The organism is Dyella choica, from assembly GCF_003977665.1.
Lineage (GTDB): Bacteria > Pseudomonadota > Gammaproteobacteria > Xanthomonadales > Rhodanobacteraceae > Dyella_B > Dyella_B choica.
Genome location: NZ_RYYV01000036.1, coordinates 1 through 14476, shown reverse-complemented (window position 1 = coordinate 14476; position 14476 = coordinate 1). Strand labels below are relative to the sequence as shown.

Sequence of the window (14476 nt, the reverse complement as noted above, 5' to 3'; positions counted from 1 at the left end):
GAGGAAAGCAGACATGAGCGTGGATGTTCCAGCAACGAGCCCTGGTCGGACGCTTGCGGGCGAGTGTTTGTGCGGCGATGTGCAGTACCGCGTCGAGGATCGCTTTCTCTATGCGCTGAACTGCCACTGCTCGCAATGCCGCAAGTCCACCGGTTCCGCCTTCAAGCCTTTTGGCGGGATCGAACGGACCCGGTTCAGCGTCGTCAAAGGCCGGGAGGCCATTTTGATTTTTGGCGAAGAGAACGGACATGACGCGCATTGCCAGCGATGCGGGTCGTTGCTGTACTCGGTGGTCCGCGATGGGCACTACGTGCATGTCACGCTGGGCACACTGATAGGTGAGCCGTCGATGCGGCCGACCGCGCACATCTTCGTCGGATCCAAGGCTGCGTGGTACACCATTACCGACGAGCTGCCGCAGCACCAGGAATTCGACTGACCGTTTCAGAGCATCTTGGCAGCTCGATCAGCCCGAGCAGGTTCTTCGTCCAGGAGCAGCCCATGATCGACCATACCGGCGTTTCCGTCAGCGATTTCCAAAAGAGCAAGGCGTTCTATACCCAGGCACTCTCGGCGATCGGTTACGCACTGTTGATGGAGTTTCCCGCTGCGGTTACCGGCCATGCTGACGTCGCGGGGTTTGGCGAGCCGCCCAAGCCTGATTTTTGGATCAGCGGGGGCGCGCCCAATGACCCGCCCATCCATGTGGCATTTCGCGTAAGCAGCCGCGCCATGGTCGATGCGTTCCATCAGGCAGCCCTCGCAGCCGGTGGCCGCGACAATGGCGCGCCTGGCGTTCGTCCGCATTATCACGAGCATTACTACGGAGCTTTCGTGCTCGATCCGGATGGGCACAACGTCGAGGCGGTGTGCCACGCACCTGCGTAGGCTGGGATGGTAATCCCAGCTATCTTGCGATGAGGCTGGGATGGCCATCCCAGCCTACGCCGCCGGTGCTACCGATCACGCTCTCAATAGCGACGGAGTGGCTTGCGCACTGATTGCTTCGACCATCGCCTTCACCACGTGGTGATTGGCCGCAATGATGTTGCCGCTCTCGGGAATGCCGTCACGTCCTGCAAAATCGCAGTACTGGCCGCCCGCTTCGCGCACCAGCAGCACGCCTGCGGCCATGTCCCACGGCTTCAGGCCGATTTCGAAGAAACCGTCGTAGCGGCCAGCGGCGGTGTAGGCCAGGTCGAGAGCGGCGGAGCCGGAGCGGCGGAGGTCTTCGGCCTGCGCAAGCAGCGAACGCGTCATCGCCAGCTGCGAGTCCAGGTGGGCGCGTTGGCGATAGGGGAAGCCGGTGGCGATCATCGCGCCGGCCAGGCTGTCGCGCTTGCCGACGCGAATGCGGCGGTCATTGAGATACGCACCGTCCCCTTTGCTGGCGGTGAACAGTTCGTCACGCAGCGGGTCGAACACCACGGCATAAACCGGCTCGCCTTTGTCGAGCAGGGCGATCGAGACACTGAAATGCGGAATGCCGCGCAGATAGTTGTGGGTGCCGTCCAGCGGATCGATCACCCACACTTGCGGACTCTTGCCGATCGCACCGCTTTCCTCGGCGAGGATGGCATGGCCGGGATAGGCGCGGCGCAGTTCCTTGACGATTTCCGCCTCGGCCAGCCGGTCGACCTCGGACGCGAAGTCCATGCGTTGCTTCTCAACGACGTTGAGGCCGTCGATGCGGTTCATGTAACGCAGGATCACGTTACCGGCGGAGCGCGCGGCACGTACCGCGACGTTGACGGCGGGTCTGGTCATGGCTTTGGCTTGGCAAAAGAACGGGTTAGCGACCGGTAATCATAGCAGAGCGGACCGGGACGGGCGAGCGAGAGGGCAGGCGGCAAGCGCGTGCCACCCCTGCAATGTCCTATCCTTGCCACCCCGAAATGCCTGATCCGAGCCGCATGAGCGTTATCTCCGACCTACCCAGCCGCTTTCGCTTCGTCCTGGTGCGCACCTCCCACCCGGGCAACATCGGCAGCGCGGCGCGGGCGATGCGGACCATGGGCTTTACCCGCATGGAGCTGGTCTCGCCGCATCGCTTCCCGGACCGGGAGGTGTCCGCCATGGCGGCTGGCGCGGACGACGTACTGGAAGGGGCCGGCGTGCATGCCGGGCTGGTGGAGGCGTTGGCCGGTACCAGCTTCGCCTTGGGGCTTTCCGCCCGGCGCCGCGGGGTGAACCTGCCGGAACTCACGCCACGCGAAGCAGCCGCGCAGGCGTTGGCGGCCGCGGAGCGTGGAGGGCAGGTGGCATTGGTGTTCGGCAACGAGCGCACCGGTCTGGAGAATGACGAACTGGCGCGCTGCCATGCGATGGTGCGCATTCCCAGTGTGGACGATTTCAGTTCGCTCAACCTCGCCCAGGCGGTGCAGGTGATGGCCTATGAGGTACGCCTGGCCTCGCTGGCCGAGAAGTTGCCCACGCCACCGCCGCTGCATGACGAGCCGCCGGCCGATGCGGCGCAGATGGAACGCTTCTTCGAGCACTTGTCGCAAACCCTGGACGACATCGATTTCCACAAGGGGCGCGCGCCGACCACGATCATGCTGCGGCTACGCAAGCTGTTCTTGCGTGCGCAGATGGACGAGCGCGAATTGCGCATGCTGCATGGGATTCTGGCCGATGCGCAGCGGATGGCGCAGTTGGCCAACGGGAAGAAATAGCATGTCGTCATTCCGGCCTGCGCCGGAATGACGAACGTGAAGATTACGCGGTCAATTATTGCTCGTCGTCGGCCAGTTCGATGTTCGGCGCCGGCGTGACCAGCAGCTTGTCGATGCGCGCGCCATCCAGATCCACCACCTCAAAGCGGATCCCGCGCCAGGCAAACACCTCGCCGGTCTGCGGAATGTGCCCCAGCGCTGCCATCACCATGCCGGCGGCGGTGCGGAAGTCGTGTTCGTCTTCACCGGGCAAATGATCCAGATGCAGCAGTTCGCGCAGGTCATCGGTGGAGAGCGCGCCGTCGATCAGCCAGCTGCCGTCTTCGCGCTGCACGATGGGCGAGTGTTCCTCGCCGCTGCCATGGCCAAGCTGGCTGGCGCCGACTACGGCCGCCAGCAGGTCGTTGAGCGTCACCACACCCTCGATGTCGCCGTATTCGTCCACGACCAGGGCCATCGGCGTTTCGGCGTCGCGGAACTCCTCCAGCAGGTCGAGTGCCCGCGCGGTGCCAGGAACGTACAGCGGCTTGGCAAGAGTGCGAAACAGTTCCAGCTTGCCCAGGCTGATGCCGCTGAGCAGGCTCTTCACCTCCATGACGCCAACGATGTCGCTTTCGTCGCCGCGATAGACCGGATAACGCGAATAGGAGGTTTGCCGCAGTGTTTGCAGGTTTTCTTCCAATGACGCGTTCATGTCGAGCCAGGCGATGCGCATGCGCGGGGTCATTACGCTGTCCACGGTCCGGTCGCCCAGACGCAGCACGCGGTTGACCATGGCCTGCTCGTCCGCGTCGAGCACGCCTTGTTCGGTGCTTTCGGCCACCAGCAGCCGGATTTCCTCTTCGGTGGCGGCACTGTCGCCGCGATCCTTCACGCGCAGCAGCTTCAACAGCAGGCCGCTGGAGCGGTTGAGCAGCCAGACGAAGGGTGCGGTGGCGCGCGACAGCACCAGCATCGGCATGCCGACTAGGCTGGACACCTGCTCCGGTGCGGACAGCGCCAGGCGCTTGGGCACCAGCTCGCCCACAACAATCTGGATGAAGGAAATCAGCATGAAGCCAAGCACGATGCCGACGATCCGGGTGTAGGGCGCCAGCCAGGCGAGGCTGCCGTCGTGCAGCATGTTGCCGATCTGAGTGCCGAAGGCATCGCCCGCCTCGGCGCCGGTGATCAGCATCACCAGGGTGATGCCCACCTGCACGGTGGAAAGAAAATGCTCCGGCGCTTCGGCATGCCGCAAGGCGACCCGGGCACGGCGGCTGGTGCGGGCCATCTGCTTGAGCCGGCTTTTGCGCGAGGCTACCAGCGCCATTTCCGACAGCGCAAAGAAACCGTTGCAAAGGGCGAGGAGGAGGACGAGCGCGATTGTGGTCAGCATCGCGACAGGGCATCAGGTGCGGGCATGTCGCGCAGTGTAAGGCACGCCGCCGGGGCCCGGGAGAGGTCCGGGGGAGCTTGGGTGGTGCGGTGCGGCAGGGTGGTCCTGTAACATTCGCGAAATATTTACCCCTTCCTGCCCAGATATCCCATGTTTTCACTTCAGACGATTTTCGGAAAAGGCGACAAGTTCTACGGCCTGCTGGAACAGAGCGCCGAAGCCACCCGGGAAAGCGCCAAGGCCCTGCATGAGCTGGTCAGCCTGCCCGATCACACCCCGGTCATGGCCGCGTTCGCCGCCGCCCGCAAGCGCGAGAAAGAGCTGGCCATGCGGATCAGCGAAGAGCTGGTGAACACCTTTGTCACCGCGCTGGACCGCGAGGACATCGAGGCGCTCAACAGTGCGCTGTACAAGATTCCCAAAAGCGTGGAGAAGTTCGCCGAGCGCTATGCGATCGTGGCAAGCCGCCTGCAAGGCGTGGATTTCAGCCAGCGCACCCTGGTACTGACTCGCTCCACCGACGTGGTGGTGGAACTGATTGGCGAATTGCGCCGCGGCCTGCGCATCGACCCGGTGAAAAAGCTGCAGGACCGCATGCAGACGCTCGAATCGGAAGGCGATCGCATGCTGCTCGCGCCGTACCGCACGCTGTATCTGGAAAGCGACGATGCCATGCGCGCGATGCTGGCGAAGGATCTGTTCGAGCTGATCGAGAAGGCCATCGACCGCTGCCGCGATGTGGGCAATATCGTCTATTCCATCGTGTTGAAGAATTCCTGAGGAGTACGCCTTGCACGCTCCATTTCATGCATGGCGCGCACAGGGAGTGCACGCATGAGTATCGGCCTGGTCATCGCGGTAGTGCTGATCGCGCTCGTCTTCACCTACATCAACGGCTTCCACGACACCGCCAACTCGATCGCCACCGTCGTGGCCACCAAGGTGCTTTCACCCGGCCAGGCGGTGTTGCTGGCAGCCGCCACCAACATGGTCGGCGCCATGTGGGGTACCGCGGTGGCGGCCACGATTGCGGCCGGCATCGTCAATACCGGAGTGGTGCAGGCGGGGCCGGAGCTTTTGATTTGCGCGCTGCTCGCGGCCATCGTGTGGAACCTGATCACCTGGTGGCTGGGTTTGCCGTCCAGCTCCAGCCATGCGCTGGTGGGAGCGTTGGTTGGTGCGGCGATCGCCGAGGCGGGCGGCAACTTCAAGGCCGTGATCTGGGCGCAGGACGGTGCGCACTGGTGGGCGGGCAAGGGGGTGTTGCCGAAGGTGGTGATGCCGATGGTGGTGTCGCCGGTGATGGGCTTCATCCTCGGCTTCGTGCTGATGGGCATCCTTTACGCGTTGTTGGCGTGGTTCGCTTCGCGCAAGGGTTTCCTGCGTTACCTGGGCCGCACCCCGTTCGTGAACAGCCTGTTCGGCAAGGTGCAAATCCTGTCGGCCAGTGCGATGGGCCTGGCCCATGGCATGAACGACGCGCAGAAGAGCATGGGCATCATCGCGCTGGCCTTGGCCAGCGGGACCGCCGCCGGGCACTTTGACCATCTGCCGGGGTGGCTGTCATTCCTGCGTATCCAAGCCTCCACCGCGGGCGGCTTTGCCGTACCGCACTGGGTCGCAGCCTTGTGCGCGCTGACCATGGCCGGCGGCACGGCCGGCGGCGGCTGGCGCATCATCAAGACCCTCGGTCACAAGATGGTGAAGCTGCATCCCATCAATGGGTTCGCCGCCGAGGGCAGTTCCGCGCTGGTGATCCTCAGCGCTTCGGCGTTCGGCCTGCCGGTCTCGACCACCCACGTGGTGTCGTCTTCAATCATGGGCGTGGGTTCGGCCAAGCGCTTCAATGCGATCCGCTGGTCCGTGGTCGAGCGCATGGTGTGGGCGTGGATCCTCACCTTGCCGGTGACGGCGCTGATTGCCTACGGGCTCGTCTACCTGGCGCGACAGTTCGGATAATCCGCATCCTTGCCAGGTACGCCGCGGCGGGCGCCGGACCGGTTGCGAAGGGCTAAAAGGAGTCGCCGCTGTCTACTATCGCCTGCTCCAGCTGATCGCCCAGGCTGCCGAGCTCATGGATCAGCCGCTGCAGGTCCTGTTGCGTGACCAGCTCGTAGGGCCGGTTTTCACACAAATGCAGATAGGGGGATCCATCCAGATCCGCCACGGCGAGAAAACCGACGCGCTGTTCCCAGTTGAAGCGCAGGCAACGCCTGGGGTCGGTCCCTGCGAGGGGGCCGATCGGGGTGGAAATGCGCAGGTAGCGGTGGCCGTTCTCGTCTTCCAGTTCGGCCAGGTAGATACCTTGGTGGCGCCCTTGCGGCAGCGTGAGATCGAAGCTGATCACATAGGGATCGTTCCGCCTCAGCAGGTACTGGCTGCCGACCAGCGAACGTACGGCTTCGAAATGATGCATGCGACTCTCCGAATCGGAGGCGGACCGCTGCTACTCTGCCACGACGCTGGTGAAGGTGCACGCTGTCATGAAAGAGGAATACCAGAGGGTTTTTGACGCCATCGCGGGCATTCCGCCCGGGCGCGTCGCCAGCTACGGCGCCATCGCCGCGCGGGCCGGCCTGCCGGGCCGCGCTCGGCTGGTGGGGCGGCTGCTTGGCGAGGTGCCCGACGGCATGCAGCTGCCGTGGTTTCGTGTGCTGCGCTCCAGCGGCGAGATCGCCATGCCGGCCGGCAGCCGCGGCTTTCGCGAGCAGTGTCGGCTGTTGCGCGCCGAGGGCGTGGAAGTCGAGAACGGTCGCGTGCCCTTGTCGCGCTTCGGACTGGATGCAGACGTGGACCGGGAGTTGTGGGGACTGCCTTGATTTCCCCTCCTCATCGCTGGGAAGAGCTGAGACTTGCCGAAGCGGCGGCGACCTACATGAATCGTTGCTCGTAGGCTGGGCGCGAAAGAAATAAGCTTGCACGCTAGAGCGTCCCTTCGCCCCGGCCTCTCCCACCCAGGGAGAGGAATAAAGAACAGCATGCCCGCCACGCCCCTCGACATCCTCCAAAGCGTTTTCGGCTACGCCCGGTTTCGTGGCCATCAGCAAGCCATCGTCGAGCATGTCGGCGAAGGCGGCGATGCGCTGGTGCTGATGCCGACCGGTGGCGGCAAGTCGCTGTGCTATCAGATCCCCGCGCTGTTGCGGCAAGGCACCGGCATCGTGGTATCGCCGCTGATCGCGCTGATGCACGACCAGGTGGATGCGCTGCGCGAAGCCGGCGTGGCGGCGGCTTACCTCAATTCCAGCCTGGATGCGCAAGAGCAGCGTGAGGTGGAGCGCAAGCTGTCGGCGAGTGAGCTGGATCTGCTGTACGTGGCGCCTGAGCGCCTGCTTACGGCGCGCTTCCTTGAACTGCTCGATCGCACCGAAGTGGCGCTGTTCGCAATTGACGAAGCGCATTGCGTCTCGCAATGGGGGCACGATTTCCGTCCCGAGTACCGTGAACTCACCCTTTTGCACCAGCGTTATCCGCAGGTGCCGCGCCTTGCGCTTACCGCCACCGCCGATCCGCGCACGCGCGAGGAAATCGTCGAGCGGCTGGTGTTGCAGGATGCGCGCCAGTTCGTGTCCAGCTTCGATCGGCCGAACATTCGCTACGCCGTCACGCAGCGGCACAATCCGCGCAGTCAATTGCTGGGCTTTCTCGATGGCCATCGTGGTGATGCCGGCATCGTGTATTGCCTGAGTCGCCGCAAGGTGGACGACACGGCCGCATGGCTTGCCGAAGCCGGTATCGAAGCGCTGCCTTATCATGCCGGGCTCGATGCGCCGACGCGCATGGCGAACCAGCAACGTTTCCTGCGCGAAGACGGCATCGTGATGGTGGCGACGGTGGCCTTCGGCATGGGTATCGACAAGCCGGACGTGCGTTTCGTCGCGCACCTGGACCTGCCGCGCAGCATGGAAGGCTACTACCAGGAAACCGGCCGCGGCGGGCGCGATGGTTTGCCGGCCGACGCGTGGATGGTCTACGGCCTGTCCGACGTGGTTACCATGAGCCAGATGATCGCGCAGTCCGAATCGGGCGACGAGCGCAAGCGCGTCGAACGTTCCAAGCTGGATTCGCTGCTGGGCTATGCCGAAGCCATGCAATGCCGCCGAGAGCTGCTGCTCGCCGCGTTTGGCGAAACCTTCCAGGGGCCTTGCGGCAACTGCGACAACTGCCTTAGTCCGCCCACGACCTGGGACGCCACCGTGCCCGCGCAGAAAGCGCTGTCGGCGGTGTATCGCAGCGGCCAGCGTTTTGGCGCGGGTCATGTCATCGACATCCTGCGGGGCATCGACAGCGAACGCATGAGCCAGCTCGGCCATGCCAGCTTGAGTACATTCGGCATCGGCGCCGACATGGACGAAAAGCAATGGCGATCGGTCTTTCGCCAACTGCTTGCTGCCGGTTTGCTGGCGACTGATGCGGAAGGCTTTGGCACCTTGCGCCTTACCGCGGCCAGCCGCGATGTGCTGGTTGGTCATCGAACCGTCCCCATGCGCGAGGAGACGCGCCCGGCACGGCGCGCTTCACGCCGTCGCGATAGCCAGCTGGTTACCGGCGCAAGCCTGGGTATCGAAGCGTATGAACAGCCGATGTGGGAGGCGCTGCGCAGCTTGCGTTCGAAACTCGCGCGGCAGCATGGCGTGCCGGCGTATGTGATCTTTCACGATGCCACCTTGCTGGCGATGCTACGCGCGTTGCCGGAGAACGAACAGGAACTGGCTGCGATCAGCGGCGTGGGCGAGGCCAAGCTCAAGCGCTATGGGCGGGATTTTCTGCAAGTCATCAACGCGAAAGAATGACGACCGGCAGGGATATGCGTAGGCTGGGATGACAATCCCAGCATTGCCATGCCTGCACATCGTGATGCTGGGATTGCCATCCCAGCCTACAAAGAAAGCCGTGACCGATCAGCCATGATCAGTCACGTCACGGCTTGGTCGTCCCCACACGCGGCGCGAGCGGCGCGCGCGCGGTTGTGAAGGACCGATGCCAATAATTCGAATACCGTTGGTGGCGCGTGCTAAGCGCACATGCGGCAGGCTGGCGGCTTCGGCCACATAGCGCCATTGGCTCAGCGCCTGGGGCAGGCGTGCCTGCGGCCAGGCCTCGCGCAGCGCAACCAGCGCCGCCTCGGGGGACTCATGCCGCGCCACTTCCCTTGCCTCAAGCAGGGAGCGCCAGCGGTGGCCGTGCTTGACGATACGGAACAAGCCACGGCTGGAAGGAAAAACGTACTGCGAAACCATCGGGACAGGCTCTCAATCCGATGGTGAAAGGATCGCTTACGCGGATGACGCCAGGATTATTCCTATGCGTCATTACGATGGCGAAGCATGATGGTTACGTGACTAGTGTGAGCCGCTCGTTAGAAATTTGTGGGCTGGGATGACAATCCCAGCTTTACGGCGACTTGGGGATGCTGGGATTGCCATCCCAGCCTACGCCACGCGCAGTCGCAGCACCCGAGCACGAAGCCATGGTGCTCAGTGCAGCGCCGATTGCGCCAGCTTCCTGATTTCATCGGGGTCCGTGACGCCGACCAGGCGCCCGGTTTCCTTATCGCCCTTGAAGCCGATCAGGGTGCTTTGCTGGACGATGCCAAGCTCACGTTTTTCCGCGCTCTGGTTGTCGTAATCCAGACGCAGGATCAGCAGCTTGTCGAATGCCGGGTCCTTGGCCATGGCGTCGAGGGTGGGCGCCTGTTTGCGGCAAATGGGGCACCAGCTCGCGTAGGCGTCCACCAGCACCGGTTTGCCAGCCGCCTGGGCGGCCTTCAGCGCCGCCGTGGTGAAGGGCTGAATGGGCTGGGCCAGCAGGGGCGGGGCGGCCATCAGGCCGAGCACCAGGGCGATGGAGAGCTTGCGAAGCACAGACATGGGCAGATCCTTCTTGTTGCGGGTGATACAGGGCTATTCGTCGTCAAACACATCCGGTTACAGGTAACCCGCCGGGGCTATGGGACGAAAGCCAGGTAGATGCTTCCCAAGGAGTTGAACATGTCCCTGTGCAAGGCCACCTATGACATTCGTTGCGGAGTGTGCGCATGAGCGGCGGTCTCAGCCCACTCGTCGCCTACGCCGCCGGCGCACTGACCATACTGTCGCCCTGCGTGCTGCCATTGGTGCCCATCGTGCTTGGCAGTGCTGCGCAGCGCCACCGCTGGGGGCCGCTGGCGCTGGCGCTCGGACTGGTGGCGTCGTTCACCCTTACCGGTTTCATCATTGCCACGATCGGCGCGTCCGCCGGCTTGAACACGCAGACGATTCGCCTGTGGAGCGCTATCTTGCTGTTGATCGTGGGCATCGTGCTGATCGTTCCGCGTTGGCAGGCGTTGTTTGAGCATGCCGCAGGGCCGCTCGCCAACTGGGCCGGTGAGCGCCAGGCGCGGCTCGAACGATTCGGCTTGGCAGGACAGGCGGGAATCGGCGTGCTGCTGGGGCTGGTGTGGAGTCCTTGCGTGGGGCCCACCCTGGGTGCGGCGACCCTGCTTGCCGCGCAAGGCAAGAATCTGGGACAGGTCGCCCTGGTGATGGCGGCGTTTGCGCTCGGCATCGCCACCGTACTGCTGATTCTGGCGCTGTTCGCGCAAAGCCTGCTGGCGCGTTGGCGCGGCAGGTTGATGGCGGCGGGCACGCGGGGCCGGCGAGTGCTTGGCGTGCTGATCGTGCTGGTCGGCCTGCTGATCATCACCGGCGCCGATCATCATCTGGAGACGGCCATCATCGACGTCTTGCCGGATTGGGTGACGAATCTTTCGACGTCGCTGTGATGCCAGGCTGACCGCGCCTGATCACAGCGTGTTGTAATCAGTCAGCGGGTGCCGATGATGCGTCCGGAGTCGGCATCGATCTGCAGCGACACACGCACGCCGGAGCTATTCCTGGCCCTGGCGGTCCAGATGTCATGATGGAAATCGACGTCGTGCACGTGCGTATAGTCTTCCGACGAAAGCATGGCGCGTACATCCGCTTCGCTGAGGCGTGAGACTTGCTTGTTCGGATAAGCGATGCCGGAAAGCGGATCCACGCGCAGCTTCACGCGAGAGCCATCGCCGCTATGTGCGCGTGCCGTCCACACACCATCCTTGAAATCCACGTCATGCACTTCCGTGTAACCCTGTTGATTCAGCTGCGCAACGATCTCTTGCTGCGTCAAAGCACGCTGCTGATCTTGCGCCATGGTCACGCCGGCACAGCCCAATGCCAAGACCATGGTCAATGAAGCGATCTTCTTCACGACGTACCCTCGCTGCCGGTGAGGGCCTGGAGTCTTGGTCCCAAGACATCAATCGCCGGTGAAGAAAAGATTAGCGGGGTAGGGGAGTGTTCATGCTTCGCACCATGCGCTGTTCAGGGACCAAGCTACAAAAGAAAGCTCAGCCTGTGTGTATTGCATGGAGGTGGGGTTTGCACCGAATGGCGCTTACAAAAGCGCATTGCTTCATTACGGGCGAAATCTGCTCCCTCCCCTACGTGCAGTAGGGGAGGGTTGGGGTGGGGTGAAGCAACCTCGCATTGAATTCAAACAACGCGGCAAGCTCCAACAACCCCACCCCAGCCCTCCCCTGCGCACAGGGGAGGGAGCGCATCGTGCCTAGCGCCAAGATGCGCGCTTAAGTAGGTGCCATTCGAGTTCACCTCTCACCCCCGCTCCTCCCTAGCCGACATCAGGGAGGAGTGGGTATGAGGCGTGCTTACGGAACGTCTAGTTCTCGGGCTACAGCCAGACCGTGAACGATCGCCACTCAAAGGCGTGGATCATCCGCTCAACTGACGTCATTCTCGAAGGCGGCCGCGACCAGATCTGCCCGCGTCTGGTCCGGACTGCTGGCGAACATCTGTTCCCACCAATGCAAGGTGTTCCACTGATCGTTAATGCCCTTGTACATGTATTCCTCTTGCAGCTTGGAATACTGCGATACCGGGCCGGGGCCATTCTGCGGGGTCTTGCCTTGCTTCTTGTCATCGAGATAGGTGCCGACTTCAATCTGGGCGGTCGTGTTGTTGTACTTCTGCGTTTCCCAGCGTGCACGCAGATAGTCGGCGGCGATGGCGAGATTGGAATCGTAAAAGTGCGCGGGCGTCCAGCGCATGTCGCGCAGATCTTCGAAGGACTTCTCGATGTCGCCGCCATGGCGATCCATGGCGGACTTGATATAGGCATCGACCTGGCTGCGATCCTCCGGCGTCCAGGTGGTGGCTTCCTTCCTGTAGTCGTCGATGCCCGACTGGATCACCTCTTTCGTCACCGCCGGGTCCATGTCATGACAGCTCAGGATGCCCTTGCCATAGTCTTGGACCAATTGATCAATGGTCGGATCACGCTCGGTCTTGCCCCGCTGCGGCAGCGCGGCAATGTCGTCGCCGATTTCCTGCTTGATGGCGGCGCGAATCGCTTGCGCATCGTTCCAGAGCACGCACGGATCGCCCGCTTTGAGGTCGTCGTTGTACTTGGCCACCGCTGTATCGACCGGCGACGGGTTATACGGCGGATCGGGGCGATGATGAAAAATCATGGGGGCGCTTACACTGACTGCGGAGACCATGGGGGTGTCCTCGCTCTTGGGGGTACACGCGAGGCTAGCCATTTTCCGCTTCGACGCCCATCTGGGATTTTCCCCAGGTTTTCAGCATGAATTCGTTGCCGTCGGAACATCCGTTCAGCGTATCCATGGCAAAACGGACGCGTAGAGCGGCTGTTTGGCTCTTCATTGGAAAAAGTGGGGCGAATTTAACCTTCGGTGCCAGGCGCGCTACCAACCAAGCTTGTGCCCGCATGTTTCGGTCGGCAGCGTGTCATCGAATTTGTCCGATCGAGAACGCATGGAGCTATTGAAAGCAAGTATCCGGCAGCGTCGTCGTAGGCAGGTTTGCGCAGCGACGACGCTGGTCTGACATCAACCTTTACAGGTGGTGCCTGCTTAGTTGTTTTCGGATGCCGCGCAGTGATCGTTGGGGCAGGCGAAGTCGACTTCCGCACCGCGGCCTGCGATCAACGCGATGTTGGAACGCGTATCGACGGATTGCCCACTTTTCTCCAGCGTCACAGTGTAATCGCCCGTAGGCAATGAGCTGATCTTGTAGCGCCCCTTTTTGTTGACGGTTTCATGCCGGTGCAGTCCCAAGGAGCTGGTCGCCGTGATGGTTTCCCCGGCAGGTGCCTGGCCGAAAATGGTGGACGAGGTTGACTGCGCGTGCGCAGTCGAAGGTGGTAGGGAGCAAGCGATACCCAGTGCAATGGCGATAGCTGCACTGCCCACGGAAAGCGAGTCAAAACGCGAGAGACTGCTGAAAGACACGATGTTGCGCATGGAAACTCCTGTATTACGCGTGACAATTCGGACGAAGGCGCTAACCGCATGCGACCAAAATCGCTGGCCGTCGGCTCACACCATGCTTGCTGACAAGGCAATGCCGGATTTGTGCTTCCTTGCATCGGCTGCTCGCGTTGCTGCTTTCCCTGTGCGCTGGGCAAGGTTTCCCAGCGAGATAGGCCCATACCCCGTTGGGCCGTTGAAAAATCAGACTATTCCCTCGTCGATCCTCAGCCATAAATAGCTTGGCCGTCAAATGCCTTTGGTCATGCGGCCGGGAATAGGGGATAGAACCGTCTGTCCTGTTTGTTGTTCGTACTACACAGATCTGGCGAGCTATATGCCAAAAGCGGTTACGGAACAGGCGTTCTGGCGAACCATGCCTTCCTGGATTGGCAGGTCTCCATGGCGCGCTGGTAGCCATCGCGTGCGCTGGTGCGGGCGATATAGGCTTTCTCCATTTCGCCAAGGGTGACGCCCGCACCGTGTTGAGCTAATTCCAGCGCGTACGTCACCGAAATGTCGGCGGCGGTAAACCTCTCACCAGCGAGATAGGGCGTGTGTGCCAGCTGCCGCGTTACCAAGCCCAGTCGAGTTTGGAAAACGTCCAGCGCTTGACTTGCACTCCAGTTCTGCCGCTCGGACTCCGGCGCAAGATTGCGCGCGCCGACGACAAAGTAGATGGAGGCCGCGAGGCCGGCTTCACCCAGGTGCAGGAACTGCTGATAAGCGGGGAACGCCGGATCGTGTGAGGCGGGCGCCAGCGGTGTTGGCCCGTAACGGGCCATCAGGTACTCCATGATCGCAATCGACTCGACCATGGTGACGTCGCCGTCCCGAATCGCCGGGATGAAGCCGGCAGGGTTGATGGCCAGGAACTCTGTGTCGTTCTCGACGCCGGCTAGCAGGTCGACCGGCCTCAGCCGATGCGCGAGTCCCATCTCTTCCAACAGCCAGATGACTCGAAAGCCTCTTCCTTCGCCAAAGACAGTGATCATAAGTTAGTCATCCTCCTGAGGTCTGCCCTGGTCTAATGGTTTCGGACACCGCGATAGGGGATGATTCCCGCCCCGAGACCGATCCCCATGAAACGATCTTCCCGCCGAACATTCGATA

The 14476-nt window shown here is 62.5% G+C and carries 17 protein-coding genes; 8 read left to right on the top strand and 9 right to left on the bottom strand.

Translation table 11 applies throughout. The features are described from left to right. Positions 1 to 13: 13 nt before the first annotated feature. Together EKH80_RS22730 and EKH80_RS22725 are read left to right on the top strand one after the other, a co-directional pair. A complete protein-coding gene (locus tag EKH80_RS22730) occupies positions 14 to 439 on the top strand; it encodes a GFA family protein (RefSeq protein ID WP_126687089.1) in 426 nt (141 codons plus the stop codon). A 62-nt stretch (positions 440 to 501) separates the two neighbouring features. Then, positions 502 to 888, top strand: a complete 387-nt coding sequence (locus EKH80_RS22725) for a VOC family protein (RefSeq protein ID WP_126687088.1) — start codon at positions 502 to 504, stop codon at positions 886 to 888. A gap of 75 nt (positions 889 to 963) precedes the next feature. Here EKH80_RS22725 and EKH80_RS22720 read toward each other — a convergent pair whose 3' ends face one another. Next, entirely contained in the window at positions 964 to 1767 is an 804-nt protein-coding gene (locus EKH80_RS22720; protein WP_126687087.1) for an inositol monophosphatase family protein, read from the bottom strand. A 146-nt stretch (positions 1768 to 1913) separates the two neighbouring features. Between EKH80_RS22720 and EKH80_RS22715 the strand changes: the two genes are divergently transcribed. Next, positions 1914 to 2675 (top strand): RNA methyltransferase, encoded by a 762-nt coding sequence (locus tag EKH80_RS22715; protein WP_126687086.1) that lies wholly within the window; start codon positions 1914 to 1916, stop codon positions 2673 to 2675. Between the two features lie 55 nt (positions 2676 to 2730). On the opposite strand, the gene EKH80_RS22710 is transcribed toward EKH80_RS22715, so the two are convergent. Continuing rightward, positions 2731 to 4053 (bottom strand): hemolysin family protein, encoded by a 1323-nt coding sequence (locus tag EKH80_RS22710; protein ID WP_126687085.1) that lies wholly within the window; start codon positions 4051 to 4053, stop codon positions 2731 to 2733. Between the two features lie 150 nt (positions 4054 to 4203). Here EKH80_RS22710 and EKH80_RS22705 point away from each other — a divergent pair, with 150 nt between their 5' ends. After that, positions 4204 to 4833, top strand: a complete 630-nt coding sequence (locus EKH80_RS22705) for a DUF47 domain-containing protein (protein ID WP_126687084.1) — start codon at positions 4204 to 4206, stop codon at positions 4831 to 4833. Between the two features lie 54 nt (positions 4834 to 4887). Beyond that, positions 4888 to 6012 carry an inorganic phosphate transporter gene (locus EKH80_RS22700; RefSeq protein WP_196240425.1) on the top strand — a complete coding sequence of 375 codons (1125 nt, stop codon included), beginning with the start codon at positions 4888 to 4890 and terminating at the stop codon, positions 6010 to 6012. Positions 6013 to 6064: 52 nt separating this feature from the next. Here the strand turns inward: EKH80_RS22700 and EKH80_RS22695 are convergent, their stop codons facing one another. Further along, on the bottom strand, positions 6065 to 6469 hold the full coding sequence (locus EKH80_RS22695; protein WP_126687083.1) for a hypothetical protein: 405 nt from the start codon (positions 6467 to 6469) through the stop codon (positions 6065 to 6067). Between the two features lie 67 nt (positions 6470 to 6536). Here EKH80_RS22695 and EKH80_RS22690 point away from each other — a divergent pair, with 67 nt between their 5' ends. Beyond that, positions 6537 to 6872: an MGMT family protein gene (locus tag EKH80_RS22690; RefSeq protein ID WP_126687106.1), complete on the top strand. Its 336-nt coding sequence runs from the start codon at positions 6537 to 6539 to the stop codon at positions 6870 to 6872. 159 nt (positions 6873 to 7031) lie between these two features. After that, positions 7032 to 8846: a DNA helicase RecQ gene (gene recQ, locus EKH80_RS22685; protein ID WP_126687082.1), complete on the top strand. Its 1815-nt coding sequence runs from the start codon at positions 7032 to 7034 to the stop codon at positions 8844 to 8846. A gap of 108 nt (positions 8847 to 8954) precedes the next feature. Here the strand turns inward: recQ and EKH80_RS22680 are convergent, their stop codons facing one another. Both EKH80_RS22680 and EKH80_RS22675 read right to left on the bottom strand, forming a co-directional pair. Further along, complete coding sequence (locus EKH80_RS22680) at positions 8955 to 9293, bottom strand: hypothetical protein (protein WP_196240424.1); 339 nt, start codon at positions 9291 to 9293, stop codon at positions 8955 to 8957. A 237-nt stretch (positions 9294 to 9530) separates the two neighbouring features. Next, positions 9531 to 9917, bottom strand: a complete 387-nt coding sequence (locus EKH80_RS22675) for a thioredoxin family protein (RefSeq protein ID WP_158628925.1) — start codon at positions 9915 to 9917, stop codon at positions 9531 to 9533. 173 nt (positions 9918 to 10090) lie between these two features. Between EKH80_RS22675 and EKH80_RS22670 the strand changes: the two genes are divergently transcribed. Then, positions 10091 to 10816: a cytochrome c biogenesis CcdA family protein gene (locus EKH80_RS22670; protein WP_126687080.1), complete on the top strand. Its 726-nt coding sequence runs from the start codon at positions 10091 to 10093 to the stop codon at positions 10814 to 10816. Positions 10817 to 10857: 41 nt separating this feature from the next. Here the strand turns inward: EKH80_RS22670 and EKH80_RS22665 are convergent, their stop codons facing one another. The 4 genes from EKH80_RS22665 to EKH80_RS22645 all read right to left on the bottom strand — a co-directional run bounded on the left by EKH80_RS22665 (position 10858) and on the right by EKH80_RS22645 (position 14358). After that, positions 10858 to 11283, bottom strand: coding sequence for a PepSY domain-containing protein (locus EKH80_RS22665; RefSeq protein ID WP_230473890.1), 426 nt, complete (start codon positions 11281 to 11283; stop codon positions 10858 to 10860). A 529-nt stretch (positions 11284 to 11812) separates the two neighbouring features. Beyond that, positions 11813 to 12592 carry a hypothetical protein gene (locus tag EKH80_RS22660; RefSeq protein ID WP_126687079.1) on the bottom strand — a complete coding sequence of 260 codons (780 nt, stop codon included), beginning with the start codon at positions 12590 to 12592 and terminating at the stop codon, positions 11813 to 11815. Positions 12593 to 12967: 375 nt separating this feature from the next. Next, positions 12968 to 13357, bottom strand: a complete 390-nt coding sequence (locus tag EKH80_RS22650) for a carboxypeptidase-like regulatory domain-containing protein (RefSeq protein WP_126687077.1) — start codon at positions 13355 to 13357, stop codon at positions 12968 to 12970. 356 nt (positions 13358 to 13713) lie between these two features. Beyond that, a complete protein-coding gene (locus EKH80_RS22645) occupies positions 13714 to 14358 on the bottom strand; it encodes a glutathione S-transferase family protein (protein WP_126687076.1) in 645 nt (214 codons plus the stop codon). Positions 14359 to 14476 lie beyond the last annotated feature (118 nt).

Bases quoted from the DNA above. Each gene is read 5' to 3' on its own strand.
- EKH80_RS22710 (WP_126687085.1), bottom strand. From the start codon at position 4,053: ATGCTGACCACAATCGCGCTCGTCCTCCTCCTCGCCCTTTGCAACGGT.
- EKH80_RS22650 (WP_126687077.1), bottom strand. From the start codon at position 13,357: ATGCGCAACATCGTGTCTTTCAGCAGTCTCTCGCGTTTTGACTCGCTT.
- EKH80_RS22700 (WP_196240425.1), top strand. From the start codon at position 4,888: ATGAGTATCGGCCTGGTCATCGCGGTAGTGCTGATCGCGCTCGTCTTC.
- EKH80_RS22725 (WP_126687088.1), top strand. From the start codon at position 502: ATGATCGACCATACCGGCGTTTCCGTCAGCGATTTCCAAAAGAGCAAG.
- EKH80_RS22695 (WP_126687083.1), bottom strand. From the start codon at position 6,469: ATGCATCATTTCGAAGCCGTACGTTCGCTGGTCGGCAGCCAGTACCTG.
- EKH80_RS22660 (WP_126687079.1), bottom strand. From the start codon at position 12,592: ATGGTCTCCGCAGTCAGTGTAAGCGCCCCCATGATTTTTCATCATCGC.
- EKH80_RS22645 (WP_126687076.1), bottom strand. From the start codon at position 14,358: ATGATCACTGTCTTTGGCGAAGGAAGAGGCTTTCGAGTCATCTGGCTG.
- EKH80_RS22670 (WP_126687080.1), top strand. From the start codon at position 10,091: ATGAGCGGCGGTCTCAGCCCACTCGTCGCCTACGCCGCCGGCGCACTG.
- EKH80_RS22720 (WP_126687087.1), bottom strand. From the start codon at position 1,767: ATGACCAGACCCGCCGTCAACGTCGCGGTACGTGCCGCGCGCTCCGCC.
- EKH80_RS22715 (WP_126687086.1), top strand. From the start codon at position 1,914: ATGAGCGTTATCTCCGACCTACCCAGCCGCTTTCGCTTCGTCCTGGTG.
- recQ (WP_126687082.1), top strand. From the start codon at position 7,032: ATGCCCGCCACGCCCCTCGACATCCTCCAAAGCGTTTTCGGCTACGCC.
- EKH80_RS22705 (WP_126687084.1), top strand. From the start codon at position 4,204: ATGTTTTCACTTCAGACGATTTTCGGAAAAGGCGACAAGTTCTACGGC.
- EKH80_RS22730 (WP_126687089.1), top strand. From the start codon at position 14: ATGAGCGTGGATGTTCCAGCAACGAGCCCTGGTCGGACGCTTGCGGGC.
- EKH80_RS22680 (WP_196240424.1), bottom strand. From the start codon at position 9,293: ATGGTTTCGCAGTACGTTTTTCCTTCCAGCCGTGGCTTGTTCCGTATC.
- EKH80_RS22690 (WP_126687106.1), top strand. From the start codon at position 6,537: ATGAAAGAGGAATACCAGAGGGTTTTTGACGCCATCGCGGGCATTCCG.